14 protein-coding genes and 3 pseudogenes are annotated in these 18561 nt (G+C 71.5%); 15 read left to right on the top strand and 2 right to left on the bottom strand.

Translation table 11 applies throughout. From position 1 onward, the window contains the following. The first annotated feature begins 140 nt into the window (after nucleotides 1-140). From ABZ920_RS10105 to ABZ920_RS10090, 4 genes are all read left to right on the top strand, one after another. The gene (locus tag ABZ920_RS10105; protein WP_361501115.1) at nucleotides 141-2636 is read left to right on the top strand and encodes a hypothetical protein; all 2496 of its coding nucleotides are present in this window, start codon (nucleotides 141-143) and stop codon (nucleotides 2634-2636) included. Between the two features lie 69 nt (nucleotides 2637-2705). Beyond that, the gene (locus ABZ920_RS10100) at nucleotides 2706-5303 is read left to right on the top strand and encodes an aminotransferase class III-fold pyridoxal phosphate-dependent enzyme (RefSeq protein WP_361501112.1); all 2598 of its coding nucleotides are present in this window, start codon (nucleotides 2706-2708) and stop codon (nucleotides 5301-5303) included. A gap of 56 nt (nucleotides 5304-5359) precedes the next feature. Continuing rightward, entirely contained in the window at nucleotides 5360-5617 is a 258-nt protein-coding gene (gene acpP, locus ABZ920_RS10095) for an acyl carrier protein (RefSeq protein ID WP_361501109.1), read from the top strand. Beyond that, on the top strand, nucleotides 5614-6849 hold the full coding sequence (locus ABZ920_RS10090; RefSeq protein WP_361501106.1) for a beta-ketoacyl-[acyl-carrier-protein] synthase family protein: 1236 nt from the start codon (nucleotides 5614-5616) through the stop codon (nucleotides 6847-6849). Before acpP ends, ABZ920_RS10090 begins: the two co-directional genes overlap by 4 nt. A gap of 63 nt (nucleotides 6850-6912) precedes the next feature. Here the strand turns inward: ABZ920_RS10090 and ABZ920_RS10085 are convergent. Beyond that, nucleotides 6913-7281: pseudogene (locus ABZ920_RS10085) on the bottom strand (NAD-dependent DNA ligase LigA); the annotation flags it as partial. Nucleotides 7282-7612: 331 nt separating this feature from the next. Between ABZ920_RS10085 and ABZ920_RS10080 the strand changes: the two are divergent. Beyond that, nucleotides 7613-8128: a GNAT family N-acetyltransferase gene (locus ABZ920_RS10080; protein WP_361501103.1), complete on the top strand. Its 516-nt coding sequence runs from the start codon at nucleotides 7613-7615 to the stop codon at nucleotides 8126-8128. Nucleotides 8129-8292: 164 nt separating this feature from the next. Here the strand turns inward: ABZ920_RS10080 and ABZ920_RS10075 are convergent. After that, nucleotides 8293-8599, bottom strand: a pseudogene (locus ABZ920_RS10075) (transcriptional regulator); the annotation flags it as partial. Nucleotides 8600-8847: 248 nt separating this feature from the next. On the opposite strand from ABZ920_RS10075, the gene ABZ920_RS10070 reads away from it, so the two are divergent. The 10 genes and pseudogenes from ABZ920_RS10070 to ABZ920_RS10025 all read left to right on the top strand — a co-directional run bounded on the left by ABZ920_RS10070 (nucleotide 8848) and on the right by ABZ920_RS10025 (nucleotide 18467). Next, a complete protein-coding gene (locus ABZ920_RS10070; protein WP_361501101.1) occupies nucleotides 8848-9672 on the top strand; it encodes an SDR family oxidoreductase in 825 nt (274 codons plus the stop codon). A 457-nt stretch (nucleotides 9673-10129) separates the two neighbouring features. Then, nucleotides 10130-11617: pseudogene (locus tag ABZ920_RS10065) on the top strand (hypothetical protein); the annotation flags it as partial. Between the two features lie 206 nt (nucleotides 11618-11823). Further along, nucleotides 11824-12342 carry a hypothetical protein gene (locus tag ABZ920_RS10060; protein WP_361501098.1) on the top strand — a complete coding sequence of 173 codons (519 nt, stop codon included), beginning with the start codon at nucleotides 11824-11826 and terminating at the stop codon, nucleotides 12340-12342. A 99-nt stretch (nucleotides 12343-12441) separates the two neighbouring features. Next, the gene (locus ABZ920_RS10055; RefSeq protein ID WP_361501095.1) at nucleotides 12442-12600 is read left to right on the top strand and encodes a hypothetical protein; all 159 of its coding nucleotides are present in this window, start codon (nucleotides 12442-12444) and stop codon (nucleotides 12598-12600) included. 206 nt (nucleotides 12601-12806) lie between these two features. Beyond that, nucleotides 12807-13325, top strand: a complete 519-nt coding sequence (locus ABZ920_RS10050; RefSeq protein ID WP_361501092.1) for a hypothetical protein — start codon at nucleotides 12807-12809, stop codon at nucleotides 13323-13325. Nucleotides 13326-13622: 297 nt separating this feature from the next. Further along, the gene (locus ABZ920_RS10045) at nucleotides 13623-14228 is read left to right on the top strand and encodes an RNA polymerase sigma factor (RefSeq protein ID WP_361501439.1); all 606 of its coding nucleotides are present in this window, start codon (nucleotides 13623-13625) and stop codon (nucleotides 14226-14228) included. Then, entirely contained in the window at nucleotides 14225-15274 is a 1050-nt protein-coding gene (locus tag ABZ920_RS10040; RefSeq protein WP_361501089.1) for a CU044_5270 family protein, read from the top strand. The genes ABZ920_RS10045 and ABZ920_RS10040 overlap by 4 nt, the downstream gene beginning before the upstream one ends. 221 nt (nucleotides 15275-15495) lie before the next feature. After that, nucleotides 15496-16278, top strand: coding sequence for a HEAT repeat domain-containing protein (locus ABZ920_RS10035; protein ID WP_361501436.1), 783 nt, complete (start codon nucleotides 15496-15498; stop codon nucleotides 16276-16278). After that, entirely contained in the window at nucleotides 16272-17387 is a 1116-nt protein-coding gene (locus tag ABZ920_RS10030; RefSeq protein WP_361501086.1) for a MerR family transcriptional regulator, read from the top strand. Before ABZ920_RS10035 ends, ABZ920_RS10030 begins: the two co-directional genes overlap by 7 nt. A gap of 396 nt (nucleotides 17388-17783) precedes the next feature. Further along, the gene (locus ABZ920_RS10025) at nucleotides 17784-18467 is read left to right on the top strand and encodes a phosphatase PAP2 family protein (protein WP_361501083.1); all 684 of its coding nucleotides are present in this window, start codon (nucleotides 17784-17786) and stop codon (nucleotides 18465-18467) included. Nucleotides 18468-18561 lie beyond the last annotated feature (94 nt).

The following is an 18561-nucleotide window of genomic DNA, read 5'->3' as shown; positions in this document are numbered from 1 at the left end:
GCCGGAACTAGAGTGTGCCTATAGTGAGAGCGCGCGACCGAACACCGGACTCGTTCCGGTGCTGCGCGCTGCGGGGGAAAACGGGGATCAACAGATTCGTTCTGGTCAGCCGCTGCAGCGTGCCCTCGCGCGTTCGCGCCATGACCGGAACGGAGATCAAGAAGTTGAATCCTGTCCACAGCATGGAGAACAGGCCGCGGTTCCTCGTCCTCACCGTCGGCAAACGCGCCAGGTTCCACTCCACGGTGCGGCACGCGCTCGCAGACCTGGTCGTCGGTTCGGGGCGCGTCGTGTCCGACACCTCCCGCACGGACAGCCGTGCCCGCACCGATGAGGGCGCCGGCACCGTGCGACAGCCCGCCTACGAGGGCGTGCGCGCCAAGGCGCGGCGCTTCCTCGTCGAGGCGGTGCCCGATGCGGAGATCCAGCTCATCACCACCGACACTCTGCCGCAGGCCGCCCGGTGGCTCGAACAGCAGCCCACCGGATCCGGCGCGGTCCAGCCGCTCGTACTCGTCGACGCGGCGGGCGCGGGATTCGGGACCGCGCCGCTCGACCCCTCGCTCGCCGAGGCGCTGGACGCCCTCACCGCCCGCCGGGCCGAAGCGCCGGCGGATGCCCTGCCGGCACAGAACGTGGCCGTCTACACGGAGGGTCCGCTCGTCGCCGTACGCGTGGCCCAGCCCCACGAGGTGATTCAACTTCCCGAGGAAGAATGGGTGCTGATGGCGGACGTGGTTCGCCGGTTCACGGACCATGTGCAGCGGGAGCGCGGGCAGTCGGCGCTGAGGTCCGCCTCACGCACCGGACCTCCGGCGCTGGCGCGGGCACTGTTCGACTTCCTCGGCGAACGGGCCGGTGCCACCTGGGGGTTGCACTACTACACCGGTTCCGTCGTCTCGGGCCTCATCGCCGAGCTGGACCGGCTGGCCGCCGGGCAGGGCAACCCCGTGCTGCGAGGGCCCAGCGAACACAGTCTGGCCTGCGGCGCGCTGGCCCGCTGGCAGCTGGACGAGGCACCCTTCCTGATCGTCGTCACCAGCGGGATGGTCGACGAGTTCCGGGGCACGCTCGCCAACTTACGACAGGCGCAGGCCCGCGGTTTCATCGTCTGTGCCGACGCGCCGCAGGGCGCCTGGTTCCCCTTCCAGGGCACGGTGCACGCCGCCGAGGACTCCCGCGCCGTGCTGGAGGCCCGTCGTATCCCGTACGTGTATCTGGACGACCCCGCCACGCTCGAGGAGGGCCTCGCGGCCGCGTACACCGCCTACGACCGGAACGACGGCCCGGTCGTCCTGCTCGCCACACCCTCGGTGCTCACCTCCGTCGCGCCCCTCGCGGCGGACGTGCCCCCTCGGCCCCGCTCCGTCCTGCAGGTCCGGGACGACCAGCTCGCTCCGGTCGCGGAACTCGTCAACTCCGGCCCCGCCAGGATGCTGTGGCAGTGCGGCCGGCTCGACGGCGAGGAGTCCGCTCTGGTCCACGAGATCGCGGCCCGCGCGGGCATCGCCCTCACCGACTCCCTGACCCGTCCCGGCACCGTGTCCGCCTACCGCGGCGGCCGTAAGGTGCAGGAGTACCTGGGCAGCCTCGGCCTGTACGGCTACTCGGCCCGCGTCCACGCCTACCTGCACCAGGGCGGCCGACTGCGCCCACGCGACGAACAGGCCCTGCTCTTCCTCAAGGGCCGCGTCGGCGAGGCCTCCACACCCTTCTCGCCCAGGGCCCTCGCCCGTCAGCTGCGGATCGCCCAGGTCACCCGTGAGGCCGCGCACCTGGCACCGTTCACCGACCACCCGGTGCACGCCGAGGCCCTGCCGTTCCTGCGGGCGCTGCGCGAGCGCCTGGACGTGGACCCCGAGCTGCTCGCCCGGCGCCGGGCCGCCCTCACCGAGGCACGGCACAGCCCGGACGACGCCGTCCACGCGCTGCCCGTGCTACCGATGTCCGCCAACTACTTCTTCCACCGGCTGGGCCACGTACTGGAGCAGTTGATCACCGAGAAGGGCTACACCTACACCGGCGTTTTCGACGTCGGGCGAGGGGGCTTCTCGGCGGTCCGCAACCTCCCGAGGACCGGGCCCGGCTTTTCCGGCTGGTACGGGCGGGCACTGATGGGCGACGCGCTGCAGGCCGTACCCGCCGTGGCGCTGACCCGGGACGACAACGTGCTGGCCTTCATCGGCGACGGCGCCTCGGCCCTCGTACCGGACATCGTGCCCACGCTCGTCCAGCAGGTGTGCCTGTACGGGCAGCGGCTGCGCCGCAACGTGACCGTCTTCCGGCTCGTCGACGGCGGACACTCGGTGATCCGTTCGTACCACGAGGGCCGCACGGGCAGCGAGCTGCACCGCCAGAACCAGGTGCTGCACCTGCTCGATCCCGAGTGGACCAAAAACTTCGGTCACCTAACGCTCCAGCACCGGCACGTCGAGGACGTCGCGGCGGACCAGCTGCGCGACTGGCTGACGCAGCCGGCCACCGTCAACGTCTGCTCGGTCCTGCTGTCGCACAACAACGAGGGCGACGGGCTGAGTCTGCTGTCGTCGATGGGCTGGCAGCGCGACGAACTCTCCGCGCTCACCCTGCCCACCCGCCGGTCCGCCCGATCGGTCACGCCGAGCGGCCGCGACTGAGCACGGCGCCCACGCTGTCGCTCGACCACACCTTCCCTTGTCTTTGTTCTTCCTTTCGGAGGCACAGTCTTGTCCGATACGGCGACCACCCCTGCCCAGTCGACCCCGATACGTCCCGCATCGTCCGGGTCCGAGACCGACTCCTCAGCCCCGCCGGTCCGCTTCGGCTTCCTCGCCCACCCCGTCAGCTCGGGACACCGCAACCAGGTCCGCGCCTTCGATCTCTTCGGGCGGCTCCTGGACGAGCACCGCGGCATCGAACGTGAGGCGGGTGTCCGCCACAGCGTGCCGGTGCCGCTGTTCACCTCGGTCACCTCGCCGACCGGTGCCCGCTGCACCGGCGAGGTGCGCTACCTGCCGTACACCGCCGAGCAGTTGCTGCGCCGCCCGACCACAGCCCGCGAGATGGTCGCGGCCGAGTCGGCGCGGCTGCGGGACGGGGGTGCGCGGCTGATCGGCCTCGGGGGCGCCACCTCGATCGTCGGCGACCGCGGCGTGTGGACACAGCACCGGGTCGGTACGGCGGTGACCAGTGGCAACTCACTGACCGTGTACGCCGCTCATCAGGAACTTCTGCATGTGGTGCGCCTGTTGGAGCTGAAACCGGAGTCGACCAGGGTGGCCGTGGTGGGCTACCCGGGCTCGATCGGGCTGGCCGTGGCGAGGCTGCTGCTGGCCGACGGCTTCGAGCTGGATCTGGTGTGCCGACGCGGCAACCGGGCCCCGTCGGCGCTGCTCAAGCACCTCGCTGCTGAGGACCACGGCCGGGTGCGGCTGGTCGACGAGGTCGCCCAGTGCGCCGCGGAGACCCGGTTGTTCGTGACCGCCTCGTCGGTCGGCGGACTGGTGGATACCGACCGCCTGCCGCCCGGCTCGGTCGTCGTCGACGTGGCGCTGCCCCGCGACGTGACGGGACCGCCCCGCGCGACGAGCGATGTGCTGGTCATCGACGGCGGCCTGGTCAGCGGCTCGGAGGGCGTCGTCCTCGGGGACGGCGGCCTGCCCGGGCCGACTCAGCAGCTCAACGGCTGTCTCGCGGAGACGGTGGTGCTGGCGCTGGAGGGACGCACGGAGTCCTTCTCGCTCGGCCGGGAGCTCCCCCTGGAGCGCGTCCGCGCCATCGGCGCGCTCGCGGCCCGGCACGGGTTCAGTCCCGTCCCGCTCGCCTCCTTCGGCCGGCCCGTCACCGACGAGCAGGTGCTGCGCCTGGCCCGGTACCACCGCCCGGCCCGCACCGGGGCCGACGCGGGCATCACCGAACCGACCAAGCGGCGGTTCCGGGAGCGGATCAACCCTCCGATGGCCCGGCTCTTCGGCGCGCACGGCCTGGACCGGGTGTTCACCGCCGGGCAGGGCTGCACGCTGACCACCGAGGACGGCACCGCCTACCTGGACTTCGTCGCCGGGTACGGCTGCCTGAACCTCGGTCACAACCATCCCGCGGTGAGCGAGCGGCTGCGCACCTTCCTCGACCGGGGCTCGCCGACCTTCGTGCAGTACGTGTCCATGCCGGAACAGGCCGCAGAACTCGCCGAGCGGCTGAGTGAGGCGGCGCCCGGCCGGCCGGAGCGGGTGTTCTTCAGCAACTCCGGTACCGAGGCGGTGGAGGCCGCGCTGAAGGTGGCCCGCGCGGCGACCGGGCGTACCCGGCTTGTGTACGCCGCCAACAGCTACCACGGCAAGACGCTGGGCGCCCTGTCCGTGACCGGCCGCGCCCAGCACCGCCGGCCCTTCGGCCCGCTGCTGCCGGACACGGCCGAAGTCCCCTACGGGGACCTCGACGCGCTGGCCGCCGTGATCGACGGAGCCGCCGCGTTCATCGTCGAGCCGGTGCAGGGCGAGGGCGGCGTCGTGCTGCCCCCGGCCGGCTACCTGAAGGCCGCACGTGAGCTGTGCCGCCGGGCCGGGGCCGCCTTCGTCCTGGACGAGATCCAGACCGGCCTCGGCCGCACCGGACGCCTCTTCGCCGCCGAGCACGACGACCTCGACCCCGACGTGCTCTGCCTGGCCAAGTCCCTCTCCGGCGGCCTGGTGCCCATCGCGGCGACCTTGTGCAGCGCCGACCTGTGGGACGCCGCCTACGGCAGCACCAACCGCGCCCTGCTGCACTCCTCCACCTTCGGCGGCGGCAACTTCGCGGCCACGGCGGGCCTGGCCACCCTGGACGTCCTCACCACCGAGCGGCTTCCCGAGCACGCACAGAAGGTCGGCGAGCACCTGCGAGGCTCCCTGCGCAAGGCTTTGGACCCGTACGGCTTCATCAAGGACGTCCGGGGCATCGGCCTGATGACCGCGATCGAGTTCGACGGCGACTTCTCCGGGGCGGTCTCCTCCCTGACCGAGGAGCTGCTGACGCGGCTCCCGGGCGACCTGCACGCGCTCACCGACTGGCTGCCCGACGACCTGCGCACGGCGCTGACCCGGGCCGGCGAGGCCGTCGAGTCCACGCTCGGCGACCTCATGTGCCTGCGCTTCGTCGGCTCACTCGCCCGTGACCACCGCATCCTCACCTTCGTCACGGCCAACCGCACGCAGGTGATGCGCATCCAGCCCCCGCTGGTGCTGTCCCTCGCGGAGGCCGACCAGTTCGTCGCGGGCGTCGAGGCGGTCTGCGCGGACCTGGCACTCCACGCCGGCCTCGACGCCTGGCGCCCGCCCACGGCGTGAGCCCGGCCCCCCACACCACACATGAACACCGAGAAGACAACGCAGGAGGAGCTTTCATGAGCAGCACCACCGAACAGCGCCTGATCGAGGTCATGGTGGAGCGTCTGGGATTGGAGCCCCATGAACTCACCCCCGACGCCCGTTTCAAGGAGGACCTGGGGCTGGACTCGCTCGACATGGTCGAACTGGTCTCGGCCATGGAGGACGAGCTCGGCGTCCCCGTGAGCGACGAGGTCGCCCTGTCCCTCACCTCGCTCGGCGACGTCGTGGCCTACGTGGACTCCCAGCGCGCTGCCGCGGAGCCCGCCGCATGAGCGGCCGTCGCGTGGTGGTCACCGGGCTCGGCCCGGTGACCCCGGTGGGAGTCGGCGCCAAGGCGTTCCACGTGGGCCAGCTGGAAGGACGCAGCGCAGTGCGGCCCATCAGCCGGTTCGACGCCTCCGGCCTGCCGGTGCGGATCGCTGGAGAAGTGGACCTGCCCGAGGAGCTGCGTCTGGAACGGCGTGACGAGACCATCACCGACCGCGTCACCCACCTGGCGGCGGCGGCAGCCGAACTCGCCCTCCAGGACGCCGGATTGGAGCTGGAATCGACCGACCGCGACCGCGTCGGCGTCGTGCTCGGCACCGGGTGCGGGGGCGCCGGGAGCATCCGTGACAACGCCGCGGCCTGGGCACTCAAGGGTGCCGGCGCGGTCGGCGCCCGATTCATACCGATGGCGATGTCGAACAGCGCTGCCGCCTTCCTCGCCATTCGCTACGGGCTGGGAGGCCCCGTCACCACGACCGTCACCGCCTGTGCCGGCGGCGCCGACGCGCTGGCGACGGCGCATCAGATGATCGCCTCGGGCGAGGCGGACGTGGTGCTCGCCGGGGGAGCGGAGGCCCCCTTGACGGAGCTGCTGGTGAGCGGCTTCGCCCGGATGAAGGCACTGTCCGCCCGCAACGACGAACCTGAGCGGGCGAGCCGCCCCTTCGCCGCGGACCGTGCGGGCTTCGTCCTGGGTGAGGGCGCGGCCGTCCTGGTCCTGGAGAGCTCCGACCACGCGCGGGCCCGGGGGGCCGAACCGATGGCCGTGCTGCGCGGCTACGGCCGTACCAGCGACGCGCACCACATCGTGGCGCCCCGGCCGGACGGGTCCGCGGCCGCCCGCGCGGTGACCGCGGCGATCCGTTCGGCCGGCATCACCCCCGAGGAGGTGTCCCACATCAACGCGCACGGCACCGGAACCGTCCTCAACGACGCCGCCGAGGCCGCCGCGCTCAAGGCTGCCCTAGGGTCGGTGGCCGGGCGGGTCCCGGTGACCGCGACCAAGTCCCTGACCGGCCACACGCTGGGCGCGGCCGGGGCGATCGAGGCCGTTGCCGCGGTGCAGGCCCTGATGTACCAGGTGGTACCGCCCACGGCCAACCTCGACCACCCCGACCCCGCCGTCGGCCTCGACGTCGTCACCGGCGAGCCGCGGGACACCGAGGTCTCCGTGGTCCTGTCCAACTCCTTCGCCTTCGGCGGCCACAACGTGGTCCTCGCGCTGGGCCGCCCCTGACCGCGCGGTGCCGCCCCCGGTTCTGGGGGCGGCACCCCGCGGCCGCCACCAGTGGGCTTCGCCCTGAGCGGTCGCCATCGGGACTTCGCCCCGGACTTCCACGGTGACCGGCTCGGCGAGTTCGTCCGGCAGGCCCCCTATGGTGCCCATCGCGTGCGAGACATCCTCCCCGGCCGTCCCGTCCCCACGTGTGATCAGCTGTCTCGGGCGACCGCCGGCGTAACGGGCGGCGACCGCGAGCCCGTCCAGCTCCGGCTCGACACTGAACCGCTCGACGTCGTGGCCGATGCGCCGGGCCAGGGACGCGGTCCAGGCGGTGAACTCCTTCGGCGAGAACACGTTGTCCAGACTCAACATCGCTCCCGTGTGAGGGACATCGCCCTCCACGGCCCCGCCGGCGACCTTCCCCGTCGGAGAGTCCGGCAGCACCCGTCATCCTGCCTGCCACCACTGACATCGGGTCACTTATGCGAATTGTGGACGTTCATCGGCCTGTCCTGATGGCGAGGATCGGGCGGCCCTCCGTGTAAATCCTTGAGCGATGACGCGAGCGATGCCCAGCATCGGCGTCGACGAGGACCGCGACTCCTCAATGTTTTCGCTTCGTTTCGTATTTGACCGGATGCGTAGAGTAGTCAAAGTGGCGCGAAGTCCTCTTGAGGCGGCCTGCAGGCGGTTGAAGACTGCTGCGGTAAGCAAGGCCGCGCCTGCATCCCGGGAGCCGCGGCACAACAGTCACGATCGCAATGGGAGGAGAACGCCGATGGCCGACGCCAGCCGTCAAGACGCCGCACACTCGATCACGCTGACCGACGGCACCGCCACGCAGACCCGTGAGGCGGGCCCCGTCGACCTGGTGCCGGTCCAGGAACTGCACCGCCGCTGCTCGCCGGGCAGCCGAGCCCTGCGGTACCACGCGGGCAAGTCCGGGCTGTCGCCTGCCGAATGGCGTCAGCTGTCCAGCCCGGAACGCGGCACCACGCTGGTGACCGCTCCGGCCGAGCGTACGGACCACATCATCGCCATGACCAACGTCATGCGCACACATCAGCAAGGGGTGGGGGAACTCGCGATCCTGGTCGAGGACGCGTGGCAGGCCAGGGGGCTCGGCACCGCGCTGGCCGAACATGCGGCGACCTTGGCCCGCCGCGAGGGACACCACACGCTGACCACCGCGGTGGTGGCGAGCAACAAGCCGATGCTCCATGTCCTGGAGAAACTGGATGCGACGCCGCTCGACGCGACCGGGCCCGTGCTCGACCTCCGCATCCAGCTCTAGGCAGTTTCGTTTGGATCAGTCGGTCGTTGGCCCGGCTGTGCCGTTGACTGATGCGCAGTGGGCGCGGATCGGGCCGTTGCTCCCTGACCGGACGCCGAAGCGAGGTGGCCGCCGGCGGGACCACCGTGAAGTGACCGTCAAGACGGGCAGCTCCGGATAGCCCAGCGGGCCGGCGGGTGGCGAGCGACGTTGTGACGGCGCACCATGCGGTAGGCGTCTTCGATGCGGGCCAGGTTCTGCCGGGACGTGGCGCGCCGTCCTTCCCAGCCAGGCGCGCAGGGTGCGGTCGGTGACGGTGAGGCTGGCTTCGCGGGCGGCTGTGCGGGCGCGGTCGGTGCGGGTGAGGTAGTGCAGGCCCGCCATGAGGCCGCGCCGCGTGGTGACCGGGGTGGCGATGTATCCGGCGAGGGCGTCGAGCTGGCGGGCGACGGCCTCGTGGTCCACGCGTGGCTGCTTGCCGGGATAGCCCACGGCTACGGAGGAGCCAGAGCCACCGCGAAGTACGGCTTCAACGAAAAGGGCGTGGCCGGCAAGGAAGGGCGTCCGCAGGGCTGCGGGGCTGGCCGAAGGCAGGGCTGCGTGCCGGCGAGTCCGAACCGCGCAGGTGGCCGCCGCGCTCCAGCGTCGGGGCGGGACGGCTTGTCTCAAAGTCGTCAGCAGGGATTCAAGGGGTCCTAGGCTCGATTGCGCCCTGTGGACGAGAAGGAGCCGGAACAGCAGTGACCGACGAGCGAGTTGTCATCGTGACCGGTGGAGGCACGGGCATCGGGGAGGCCACCGCCCGGCTGCTGCGCGAGGGAGGACACCACGTGGTCGTCTCCGGCCGGCGCAGCGAGCCGTTGCGGCGCCTTCAACAGGAGACCGGGGTGCTCGCACACCCGTCCGACGTGCGGGACCCCGAGGCGGCCGACGGTCTCGTCGCGGCGGCCCTGGCCGCGTACGGACGGCTCGATGGACTGGTGCTCAACGCGGGCATTGGACGCGGAGGAGCCGTGGCCGACCTGTCGATGGAGGACTGGGACGAGGTGATGCGCACCAACGTCACCGGCCCGCTGCTGCTCCTGCGCGCGGCGATCCCGCACCTGCTCGAGGCGCGCGGCGCGGTGGTCGCCGTCGCTTCGGTGTCCGCGTTGCGCAACGGCACGAGCAACGCCCCGTATGCCACGTCCAAGGCGGCCCTGCTCCAGCTGTGCCGTTCCGTCGCCGTCGATTACGGCCGTCAGGGGGTCCGGGCCAACGTCGTGTGTCCGAGCTGGGTGAGAAGTGAGATGGCCGACCGCCGCATGGCGCGCTTCGCAGCGGAAGCGGACCTACGGCGAGACGGCGTGGAGACGGCCTACGAAGAGGTGACCAGAGTTCTTCCCCTGGGACGGCCCGGTGAGCCGCGTGAGATCGCGGAGGCCGTTGCCTGGCTGCTCTCCCCGGCAGCGTCGTATGTGAATGGCTCCGTGCTCACGGTCGACGGCGGGGCGACGGCCCTGGATCCCGGGACGCTCGCGTTCGACTTCCATGTCGCGCCACGCCGCGACGCGCCGGCCGAATAAGAGCCCTGGGCAGGCGGAGTCCGCAAGCAGGGTACGCACGAACTGCGCCATGATCACGGCGCCGGTGTGCCCGCCGCTGGCCCCCAGACCGCCGAACGGGGAACGGGCAGCCGCCCCGGGATCGAGGTGTACACGAGGGCTGTCGCCCGGGTACTCGGGATCAGCTTCAAGTTCCTGCGCGGCTGGTACCCCGGACGGGGGCGGCCCCGGACGGGGGCGGACTGGGGCAAGGATGAGGCAGGCCGGCCGCGGCAAGCGGCAGACCAACGACTACGCGCTCGCAACGAGATCAACGTGCTGCACGTCGCCTACCGGCGCACCTTCGGTGTTGCGCGCATCGACGCCGCACTGCGCCGACTGGGCCGGCGGCTGAATCGCGAGCGCGTTGCCCCCGTGAGGTGTGAGCTGGGGCGTGATCCTGCCGGGATTCGACCGTTGTCGGCCGGGCTTCGGAAATTGGGGTCCGGAGCTTCGCAAGCTGGGTACGGAGCGCATTCCGCTGGCCAGGCACGACTACAGCGGGCCGTTCGGATACCAGCTGCTCGGCGGCATCATGAGGTACGGGGACTACGACGCGAAGTTCCTCAACCCGATCGCCGAACACGTGGCGCAGCTGCACGCGAAGCACCCGGACATGTTCGCCGACAGCAAGGTGGTGAACAGTCCCTTCAAGAACCCGTACAACCCCTCCGGCGTGAACGGGGCCGGCTACGACCCGGCTACCGCCATGCTGGAAGCGCTCGGCAACAGTCCGGAAGCGGCGAAGAAGTTCTTCACCGACCCCCCGACCGCGTACAACGAGGACGGCACGGTCAACCACGGTGCCACGGTCGACCTCGGCAAGGACAAGGACGGCGAGGCGATCGACAATTACTTCGACTTCTTCAGCAACGAGAAGTGGGAGTCCTTCCCCGACGTCAACTCGCTCGACGAGAAGGAGTTCAAGGCGTCGCTCGACCAGATGCCCGACGCCCTCGGCCACGCCCTGGAGGCAGCGACCCTGGGCTACCCGGCCGGGCACCCCGACCCCGGCGTGGTGCGGGACGCGGACAACGCCGCGGTCATGCAGAAGGTCATGGAGAAGTACGGTGCGGACCCGGGCCTGCTCAAGAAGCACCACGAGGCGATGGTCGACAGCCTGGGCGTCATGGGCGCCGGCTACATCGACGACATCAACTGGGCGCTGGCCAAGAACTATCCCGGGAGCGTGTTCGCGCCCGACAAACCGAACGGGCACATCGACTTCGCGGGCACCGTGGACGGGGACGGGCGGAGCGTCGTCCGGGGCTTCCTCAGCACCCTGGGTCAGCACCCGGATGCCTACGCGACGGTCTCGGCCGCGGAGCAGGTCTACACCCGCAGCGTCCTGGAAGGGTCAGTGGGCCCGGACGGAAAGATCACCGACGAGGTCGCCGCCAGGGCCAGGGCGACCGTGCGCGTGGGCGCCGAGGTGCAGGGCATGCTCGACCAGTCCCGGGCCGACCAGGTGGAGGCGACGAACCTCAAGACCCACGAGGACTACGAGAAGGCGGTCGCCAAGCGGGCGGGCTGGATCGAGTTCGGGGCCACGGCGGGCGTCGCGGCGGGCGTCGCCTTCCTGCCCGCGACCGCGGCCGTGGGCGCGGCCGCGGTGCTCATCCCGCTGGCGACCGACACCGCCAGTGGTGCTGCCGAACAGTTCATCAGTCAGAAGGTCGGGGACATCTCCGACAAAGCGGTGGATGAGCACAAGGAGAAGGTGGAGGACCTTTCCGAGAGGGAGAGAAAGAGGATCTACTCCGCCGGTGAGAGGATGGCCGAGGCCCCGGTGGAGGCGTTCCTGGTGCGTCACGGTATGAGCGACGACGACGTGTTCGGGCAGGACTTGTACGAATCGATGCTGATCGGCTACGGGGTCGGCAACGACCGGGGAAGCCAGCAGGGCAACGACCCGGAGTCCGGCTGATGTTGGTCGGCGACCGAGGAGGCATCAGGATGCGGACAGTGATCAGTCGTGGGTCGGTGCGCGGGAGACTGCTCTCTGCGGCCGTGGTCGGCTCGTTGTTTCTCTCGGCCACGGGTTGCGGAGGGGGCGGAAATGTGGACGGAACTCCGAAGACTCCGAAAGACTACAAAGTCGTTGGGGGGACACAGCTCTGCGGTGGCAGGACCATGTCCGCCGACGCGTCCAAGGCGCTGAGGGTGATCACGGGGTTGTCGCGGTTCGAGGCGTCGGCGGAGGAGTACACCGTCGCGCAGGCTGCGGCGGACATTGTCGAGGCGTTCCCGGTTCCCACAGTGACCGAGGACGTCTGCCGTGTCTACACGCCCATCGGCGCGCCGGATTTCGAGCTGAGAATCACCTGGAGGCTGGCCGAAGGCGCTCCGACGGGCCCCTCGGCCCCAGAATTCACCGCGCTGAAGATGGGGGAGCGGGCCGTGGCGGCGCCGGACAAGGCGTACGTCTTCTTCGCGTGCAGGAGTGACAGGTCGTTCGACTCGACGGAAGTGGCCCACATCGTAATCGCCGTGCGGCGCTGGGGTTTTCCGACGGAGCCCGAGGGCGACATTGAAGCGTTGAAGGACGCCTACGCGACCGTGACCCACTCCGTCTCGCTGGCGATGGCCAAGGAGCTGCGCTGCGAGAACAACGGCGGGCTCCCCGCGCGGCCCGTGCTGGATCCCGCGTAGCCGCTTGCGTAAGCGGAAGCGACCCTGATCAGGCGATCGTTCCTGGCCGGAGGAGGGGCCGCCTGCTGATGAGGTGCGCCGCTGACGAGCGGTGCCCGGATGACCCACTGGCGGCGGGCGGTCCCAACGGACGACCTCGGCAAGGACAAGGACGGCCAGCCTGATCGACAACTGCTCCGACTTTTCAGGCGGCTGATCGGCTATGGGGTCGGCAGCGACCAGGGGAACCAGCAGGGCAATGACCCGGAGACCGGCTGATGCCGGTGGGCGGCCGAGGGGACATGGGGATGCGGACAGTGATCAGTAGTGGGTCGGTGCGCGGGGGGCTGCTCTCCGCGGCCGTGGCCGGCTCGTTGTTTCTCGGGGCCACGGGGTGCGGAGGGGACGGAGAAGTGGACGGCACTCCGCATACTCCGAAGGATTACAAGGTCGTTGGGGGGACACAACTCTGCGGTCGCAGGGCCATGTCCGCCGACGCGTCCAAGGCGCTGAAGGTGATCACGGGGTCTTCGCGATTCGAGGCGTCGGCGGAGGAGTACACCGTCGCGCAGGCTGCGGTGGACATCGTCGAGGCGTTCCCGGTTCCCACGGTGACGGAGGACGTCTGCCGCGTCTACATGCCCATCGGCTCGCCGGGGTTCGAGCTCAGAATCACCTGGAGTCTTGAAGACGGCGCCCCGAAGGGCCGGTCGGCCCCGGAGTTCACCGAGCTGAAGATGGGGGAGCTGGCCGTCGCGGCGGCGGACAAGGCATATGTCTTTTTCGCGTGCCGTAGCGACAAGTTGGGCGGTTCGTTGGAAGAAGCCCACATCGCAATCGGCGTGCGGCACTGGGCTATGCCGACGGAGCCCGAGGGCGACATCGAGGCGTTGAAGGACGCCTACGCCACCGTGGCCCACTCCGTCTCGCTGGCGATGGCCAAGGAGCTGCGCTGCGAGAACAACGGCGGGCTCCCCGCGCGGCCCGTGCTGGATCCGGCGTAATTGCTTCTCCAGCTGTGGTAGCCGCACCTATCACAGCTGCGAGGCCGCGGCCGCACTCCTCGGCCCACTCCGCTCGCTGTCTTTTCGTCCTGCGCAGCCCCACAACGGCCGAGGAATCTGCTTCCCGCCTTTCCGTTCCCTGACACTCGATGCCGAGAGGCCGGACATGCACGCGCCCGGCCCTGATCCCGCTCGGGCGCGATCTTGGTTCGGGAGCCCTGCCCGCACGTGACGCAGCCCACAGGAACTCCATGCGCGGCGTGGAGAGAAGTGATCGTGAGGAACTCAGAGAACGATGTGCGCCGCCGCGTACGCGAGGGGGACCGTGAGGCGTTCGCCTGGTTGTACGAGGAGTTCGCCCGAGCCGTGTACAACCACGGGCTGCGGCTGACCGGTGACTGGTCGGCAGCCGAGGAGATCGTGTCCGAAACCTTCCTGACCGCGTGGCGGACCCGCGCCCGGGTGCACGAGGACGGCGGTTCCCTGCTGCCCTGGCTGCTGGGCATCGCCACCCACAAGGCGGACAACGCCCGCCGGGCACTGCGCAGACGCCGGCTGTTCATGGCGCGTCAGCCGCAGCCGCCGGTGGAGGAGGACTTCGCGCCCCGGACGGTCGGGCGCATCGACGACGCACGGCGCCTGCGTGCGGTACAGGCCGCCCTGGCCCGGCTGCGGCGCCAGGAGCGGGAGGTGCTGGCCTTGTGCGTGTGGTCCGGCCTGGACTACCAGCAGACGGCCGAGGCCTTGGGCATCGCCGTCGGCACCGTACGCTCCCGCCTTTCACGCGCCCGCAAGAAACTCGCGCGCCTCGCGGAAGAAGACCGGGAACCGCACGCCGCCCGCGGAGAGATGACCAGTGCGGCCGCGATCGCGGCCCTGCCCGTGCGGGAGGAGCTCATATGAACGACATGACCACCGGCGCTTCTCCGGAGCGCGACGGCGACCGCGAAGAGATCGCCCGCCTGCTGCCGGTCCCCGCCGACCGGGACCTTCCGCGCGAGCAGCACCTTCGGCGCAAGGAACTGCTGATGCACCACATCGACCGAGACAAGACGCCCCGCACCGGCCCGGCCCGTAGGCTGCTGCGGCCCGCGCTCCTGGCCCCGGCGACCGCGCTGACCCTGGCCTGCGCACTGGCCGCGGGAGTCGCCCTGGACGGCGGCGCCCCGGACCCCTCCGGCACCGCTTCGCACCGTGCGGCCAGGAACATGCAGCCCGCCGCGGCGCTCCTGGGCCGCATGTCCGACGCCGTGGAGGAACGCGACACGTCCACTGTCCGGGACGACCAGTTCGTCTACACGCGGGAGAAGAGCCGGGGGGCCGACCTGACCAGCGGGAAGGCCGTCCTCGGCCCCTTGCTGGACCGCGAGACGTGGACCGCGCAGGAGCCGGGGCCCCTGCACACACTCGGACTGATCCGGGAGGACGGTGAGACCTTCCCCGTCAACGCCGAACTCGGTGACACCGACGGCACCCCGGCCGGCCTCGGCCGCCCCACCTACCGCTGGCTCAGCTCGCTGCCCACCGACCCCGACAGGCTGCTGGCCCACCTCTACGCCAAGACGCCGCACATTGCGGGCCGGGAACGAGATCAGGCGGTCTTCGAGCAGATCGGGTCCCTGCTCGGCACGATGATGCCGCCCCGTACGGCCGCCGCCCTCTATCGGGCCGCGGCGAAGATCCCCGGCGTCACCCCGGCTCCGCAGGCCCGCGACGCGATCGGCCGCCGGGGCCTCGGCATCGCCCGAAACGACACGCGCTACGGCATCCGGACCGAGTGGGTCTTCGACGAGAAGGACTTCTCCTTCCTCGGCTCCCGCAGCTACCTGACCAAGGAGACCTCGTACGGGAAGGCCGGAGCGCTGCTGTCCAGCGAGGCCGAACTGGAAGTCGCCGTCGTCGACAAGGCCGGCCGGCAGCCCGCGGACGCGGACCGGACACGGACCTGACTCCGGAGCCGACCGTCCGGACCTCGCTGCTGAGCGCTCCGGCCGCCCAGCTCACCGCCGCCCCCGGTTCGCCGGCTGCCCGCCGAATCACCGGGCAACGGCCCGGTCTCCTGTTGCACGGCTCTCCCGACGGCTTGACCTTGACATGGTGACAAGGTGTCCCCTGAGTGCAGGAGGTGGTTGCGATCAACACGGCGGACGGAACCCCGCGCAACGCCCGTATGGCCGGCGCCCTGAGTGCCGCGGACGCGTCGGTCCGGCTGCAGGCGGCCCTGGCGATCGGCTCGGACCCTCACCTGCACTTCCTGGAGACGCTCGTCGAGCGGTGCGCGGTCGAACCGGACTTCTTCGTGCGGGACATGCTGTCCTGGGCGCTGACCCGCCTCCCGCCCGAGGTCACCGTGCCCCGGATGGGCCAGGAACTCGCCTCGGAGCGTCCTCAGGCCCGCAGCCAGGCGTTGCACACGCTCTCCAAGATCGGTGACAGAAGGGCGTGGGCCTGGCTCACGCGCTCCATGCTGCGCGACGCCGACGACGAGGTCGCGCGGACCGCGTGGCGGGTCGCGGTCGTCCTCGTGCCCGAGGACGCGAGGGAGGGTCTCGTCGACGAACTGGTCATGCAGCTCGGCCGCGGAGACCGCGGTGTGCGGCTCAGCCTGAGCCGGGCCCTCATCGACCTCGGAGACGTGGCCGGGCCCGCCCTGGCGAGGGCTGCGGCGAACCCCGACCGTGGGGTGGCTGCGCACGCCCGTGCCACCGAGTTCCTCCGGCAGAACCCGGAGACCGGTTTCGACGCGGCTGTTGAGGAGGCCAAGCGAGTCGTCGCGCTCGGCCCGGAGCGAGTCGCCGCCGCGGCGGCTGTGCCGGGAATCGCTGGGACCACGGAGACCGCCGGGGCCTTCGAGACCGCCGGAACGGCGGGGACCGCTGGGGCTTACGAGACCGCCGGGTCGATGAAGGCTGCCGAGGCCGCCACGGCTGACGTGGGGGACGCGCAATGCTGATCGGTGATGTGGCGCGTCACTCCGGGGTGAGCCCCAGAATGCTCCGGCACTACGACGCGCTCGGACTGGTGCGACCGACGGGTCGCACCGTCGGCGGCTACCGCGAGTACTCCGCCGAGGACGTCCGCAGGATCTTCCACGTGGAGAGCCTGCGGTCCCTCGGGCTCTCGCTCAAGCAGGTCGGGCGCGCGCTCAAGGATCCGGCCTTCACTCCGTCCGCCCTGGTCAGCGACCTGATCCGGTGGACGCAGAACCGCTTGGAGCGGGAGCGGGAGTTGCTGGAGCGGCTGCGCGCCGTCGATGCGTCGGCCCCCACTGGATGGCAGGACGTCCTGCGCATCGTCGAACTCATGCAGGGGCTCGACTCGGCCAGCGCCGCGCGCAGGCAGCAAGCCGTTCTCGCCCAGCCGGACGGCGTGTCGGTTCCCGCCGAGCTGCTGGCCGGGGCGGTCCTGGCCGAATCCGAGCCCAACGTCGCCGGGGCCCTGCGCTGGGCGCTCGCCCGATCGGGCGGCGACGGCGTGGCGGCGCTCGCCGCCGGCGTGCACGCGGAGGACGTCGACGTCCGGCGACGCGCGGTGCTGGCGATCGCCGGGATGGCCGGGGCCTCGGGTGCGACCGCGGTGCTCGTGGAGGCGCTCGGGGATCCGGACGCGACGGTGCGCGGGCACGCCGCTCTGGCACTGGGCCGGCATGGCGTGACCGAGGCCGTGCCGGCACTCGTCGGCATGGTGGTCGAGGGCTCCCACGACGTCGAAGCGGCGGAGGTCCTGGGAGCGCTGTCCCAGGACCCCGGGTGCGCGGACCGGATCCTGACCGCACTGGTCGACCAACTCGCCGCGCCCACCGCGGACTCCGCGACGCGGATACGTCTGACGCAGGCGCTGGTCGAGCTGCCGGGGACCACCGTGCGGGAGGTCCTGCGCCAACTGGCCCACGACGACGACCGCGCTGTCGCTCTCGTCGCCTCCGCCCTCGCCACGGTTGTCGACGAGCGGTCCCCGGCGGCGACTTCGACGGAGAGGCTCCGGCGTGGGACCGCGGTCCGGGACCGACGTCCGCGGAGTCCGGAACCGACGTCCGCGGAGTTGGACACATCGGCTCTCTGACGGCGGAGCGCCGCGGCCGCGTTGTTGGTTAGGGTGGCGCGTGGTGACCGATCCCGTTGCCCTTGGCCGGGGTGACGGACGGGCCGGCGAGTTCGGGGCTGCCGCACAGGCTGACGGCTCCGGCGCGGGCCGGGCCGGACACGACGGGGGGTCGTTCGTGGGGAGTTGGTCCGGGCGGAAGTCGCAGTTCACATCGGCCGAGGCCAGTTGCGCTGGATCGCTCGGCCGGACGAGGCCCGGAAGCCGGCCCGTCCTGGTGACGCGCGATGCGCGGGGCGCCGGCCCTGGCCGCCGGGTGGGCGACCGGTCGGCCGTTGGTGCGAGAGGCCGGACCGGCGGGCCTCCTGGGCGGGGTGGGAGGTGGAACACCGCGGGCCGGCCCGACGCGGTGGGCGGGTGACCGGCCGGCCGGTGCCCGCGGTGCTGCCCGCGTCGCTGCGCGTGCGGCTCGGGCTGGTCGCGGCCCTCGCCGCGCTGGTGGCCGCCGTGCTCGGAGTCCGGTACGCCGGCGACAGCGGGCCCGGCGCGGTGGACGCGCGGATCGGGGCGGCGGTGGACGGTGTGGGGCCGCCGTGGCGGTACGCCGCTCTGGCCACGGACTTCCTGGGGGAGCCCGGGGGAGCGGCGGCGCTGGTCGTGGCCGTCGTGACGGGCTGCCTGCTGCTTCGCCGTCCTCGCGCGGCGGTGGTCGCCGTCGCCGGCACCGGCCTGGCCGTAGGGGCGGCGACGCTGCTGAAGTCCCTGGTGGGACGCACCATCCACGACGGGAGCCTGTCCTACCCGAGCGGGCACACCGCCTTCCTCACCGCGCTGGCCCTCGTGGTGGCGCTGCTGGCGACCGGCCGGCTCGCCCTGGGCAGAGCGGCCGGCACGTCCGTCGTGCTCGCCGCGGCGCTGGTCGCCGGCGCCGCCATGGGCTGGGCACAGGTCGCCCTGGGCGCGCACTACGCGACCGACGTCCTCGGCGGCTGGTGCACCGCGCTGGCGGTGACACCGGCGACCGCGTGGCTGGTCGACCGGGTGGCCGACCGGTCGGCCGACTGGAGGGTCGGCGTCGGCCGGCGCGAGCACGACCGCTGACGTGCCGCCACTTCCAGTCCGCCGGTCGGCGGTAGCACTGGGGGCATCTCGGCGGGAGCACCGCTGACGTCCGGCCACGCCCGGCGGCGGCCGG

The sequence above is a fragment of the Streptomyces sp. NPDC046831 genome (assembly GCF_040645305.1).
In the GTDB taxonomy this organism is placed as follows: domain Bacteria; phylum Actinomycetota; class Actinomycetes; order Streptomycetales; family Streptomycetaceae; genus Streptomyces.
The sequence above is the reverse complement of the archived record's forward strand: the minus strand, read 5'-3'. Positions and strand labels throughout refer to the sequence as shown.

Bases quoted from the DNA above. Each gene is read 5' to 3' on its own strand.
- ABZ920_RS10080 (WP_361501103.1), top strand. From the start codon at position 7,613: ATGGCCGACGCCAGCCGTCAAGACGCCGCACACTCGATCACGCTGACC.
- ABZ920_RS10035 (WP_361501436.1), top strand. From the start codon at position 15,496: ATGGCCGGCGCCCTGAGTGCCGCGGACGCGTCGGTCCGGCTGCAGGCG.
- ABZ920_RS10060 (WP_361501098.1), top strand. From the start codon at position 11,824: ATGTCCGCCGACGCGTCCAAGGCGCTGAGGGTGATCACGGGGTTGTCG.
- acpP (WP_361501109.1), top strand. From the start codon at position 5,360: ATGAGCAGCACCACCGAACAGCGCCTGATCGAGGTCATGGTGGAGCGT.
- ABZ920_RS10105 (WP_361501115.1), top strand. From the start codon at position 141: ATGACCGGAACGGAGATCAAGAAGTTGAATCCTGTCCACAGCATGGAG.
- ABZ920_RS10090 (WP_361501106.1), top strand. From the start codon at position 5,614: ATGAGCGGCCGTCGCGTGGTGGTCACCGGGCTCGGCCCGGTGACCCCG.
- ABZ920_RS10040 (WP_361501089.1), top strand. From the start codon at position 14,225: ATGAACGACATGACCACCGGCGCTTCTCCGGAGCGCGACGGCGACCGC.
- ABZ920_RS10055 (WP_361501095.1), top strand. From the start codon at position 12,442: ATGACCCACTGGCGGCGGGCGGTCCCAACGGACGACCTCGGCAAGGAC.
- ABZ920_RS10050 (WP_361501092.1), top strand. From the start codon at position 12,807: ATGTCCGCCGACGCGTCCAAGGCGCTGAAGGTGATCACGGGGTCTTCG.
- ABZ920_RS10030 (WP_361501086.1), top strand. From the start codon at position 16,272: ATGCTGATCGGTGATGTGGCGCGTCACTCCGGGGTGAGCCCCAGAATG.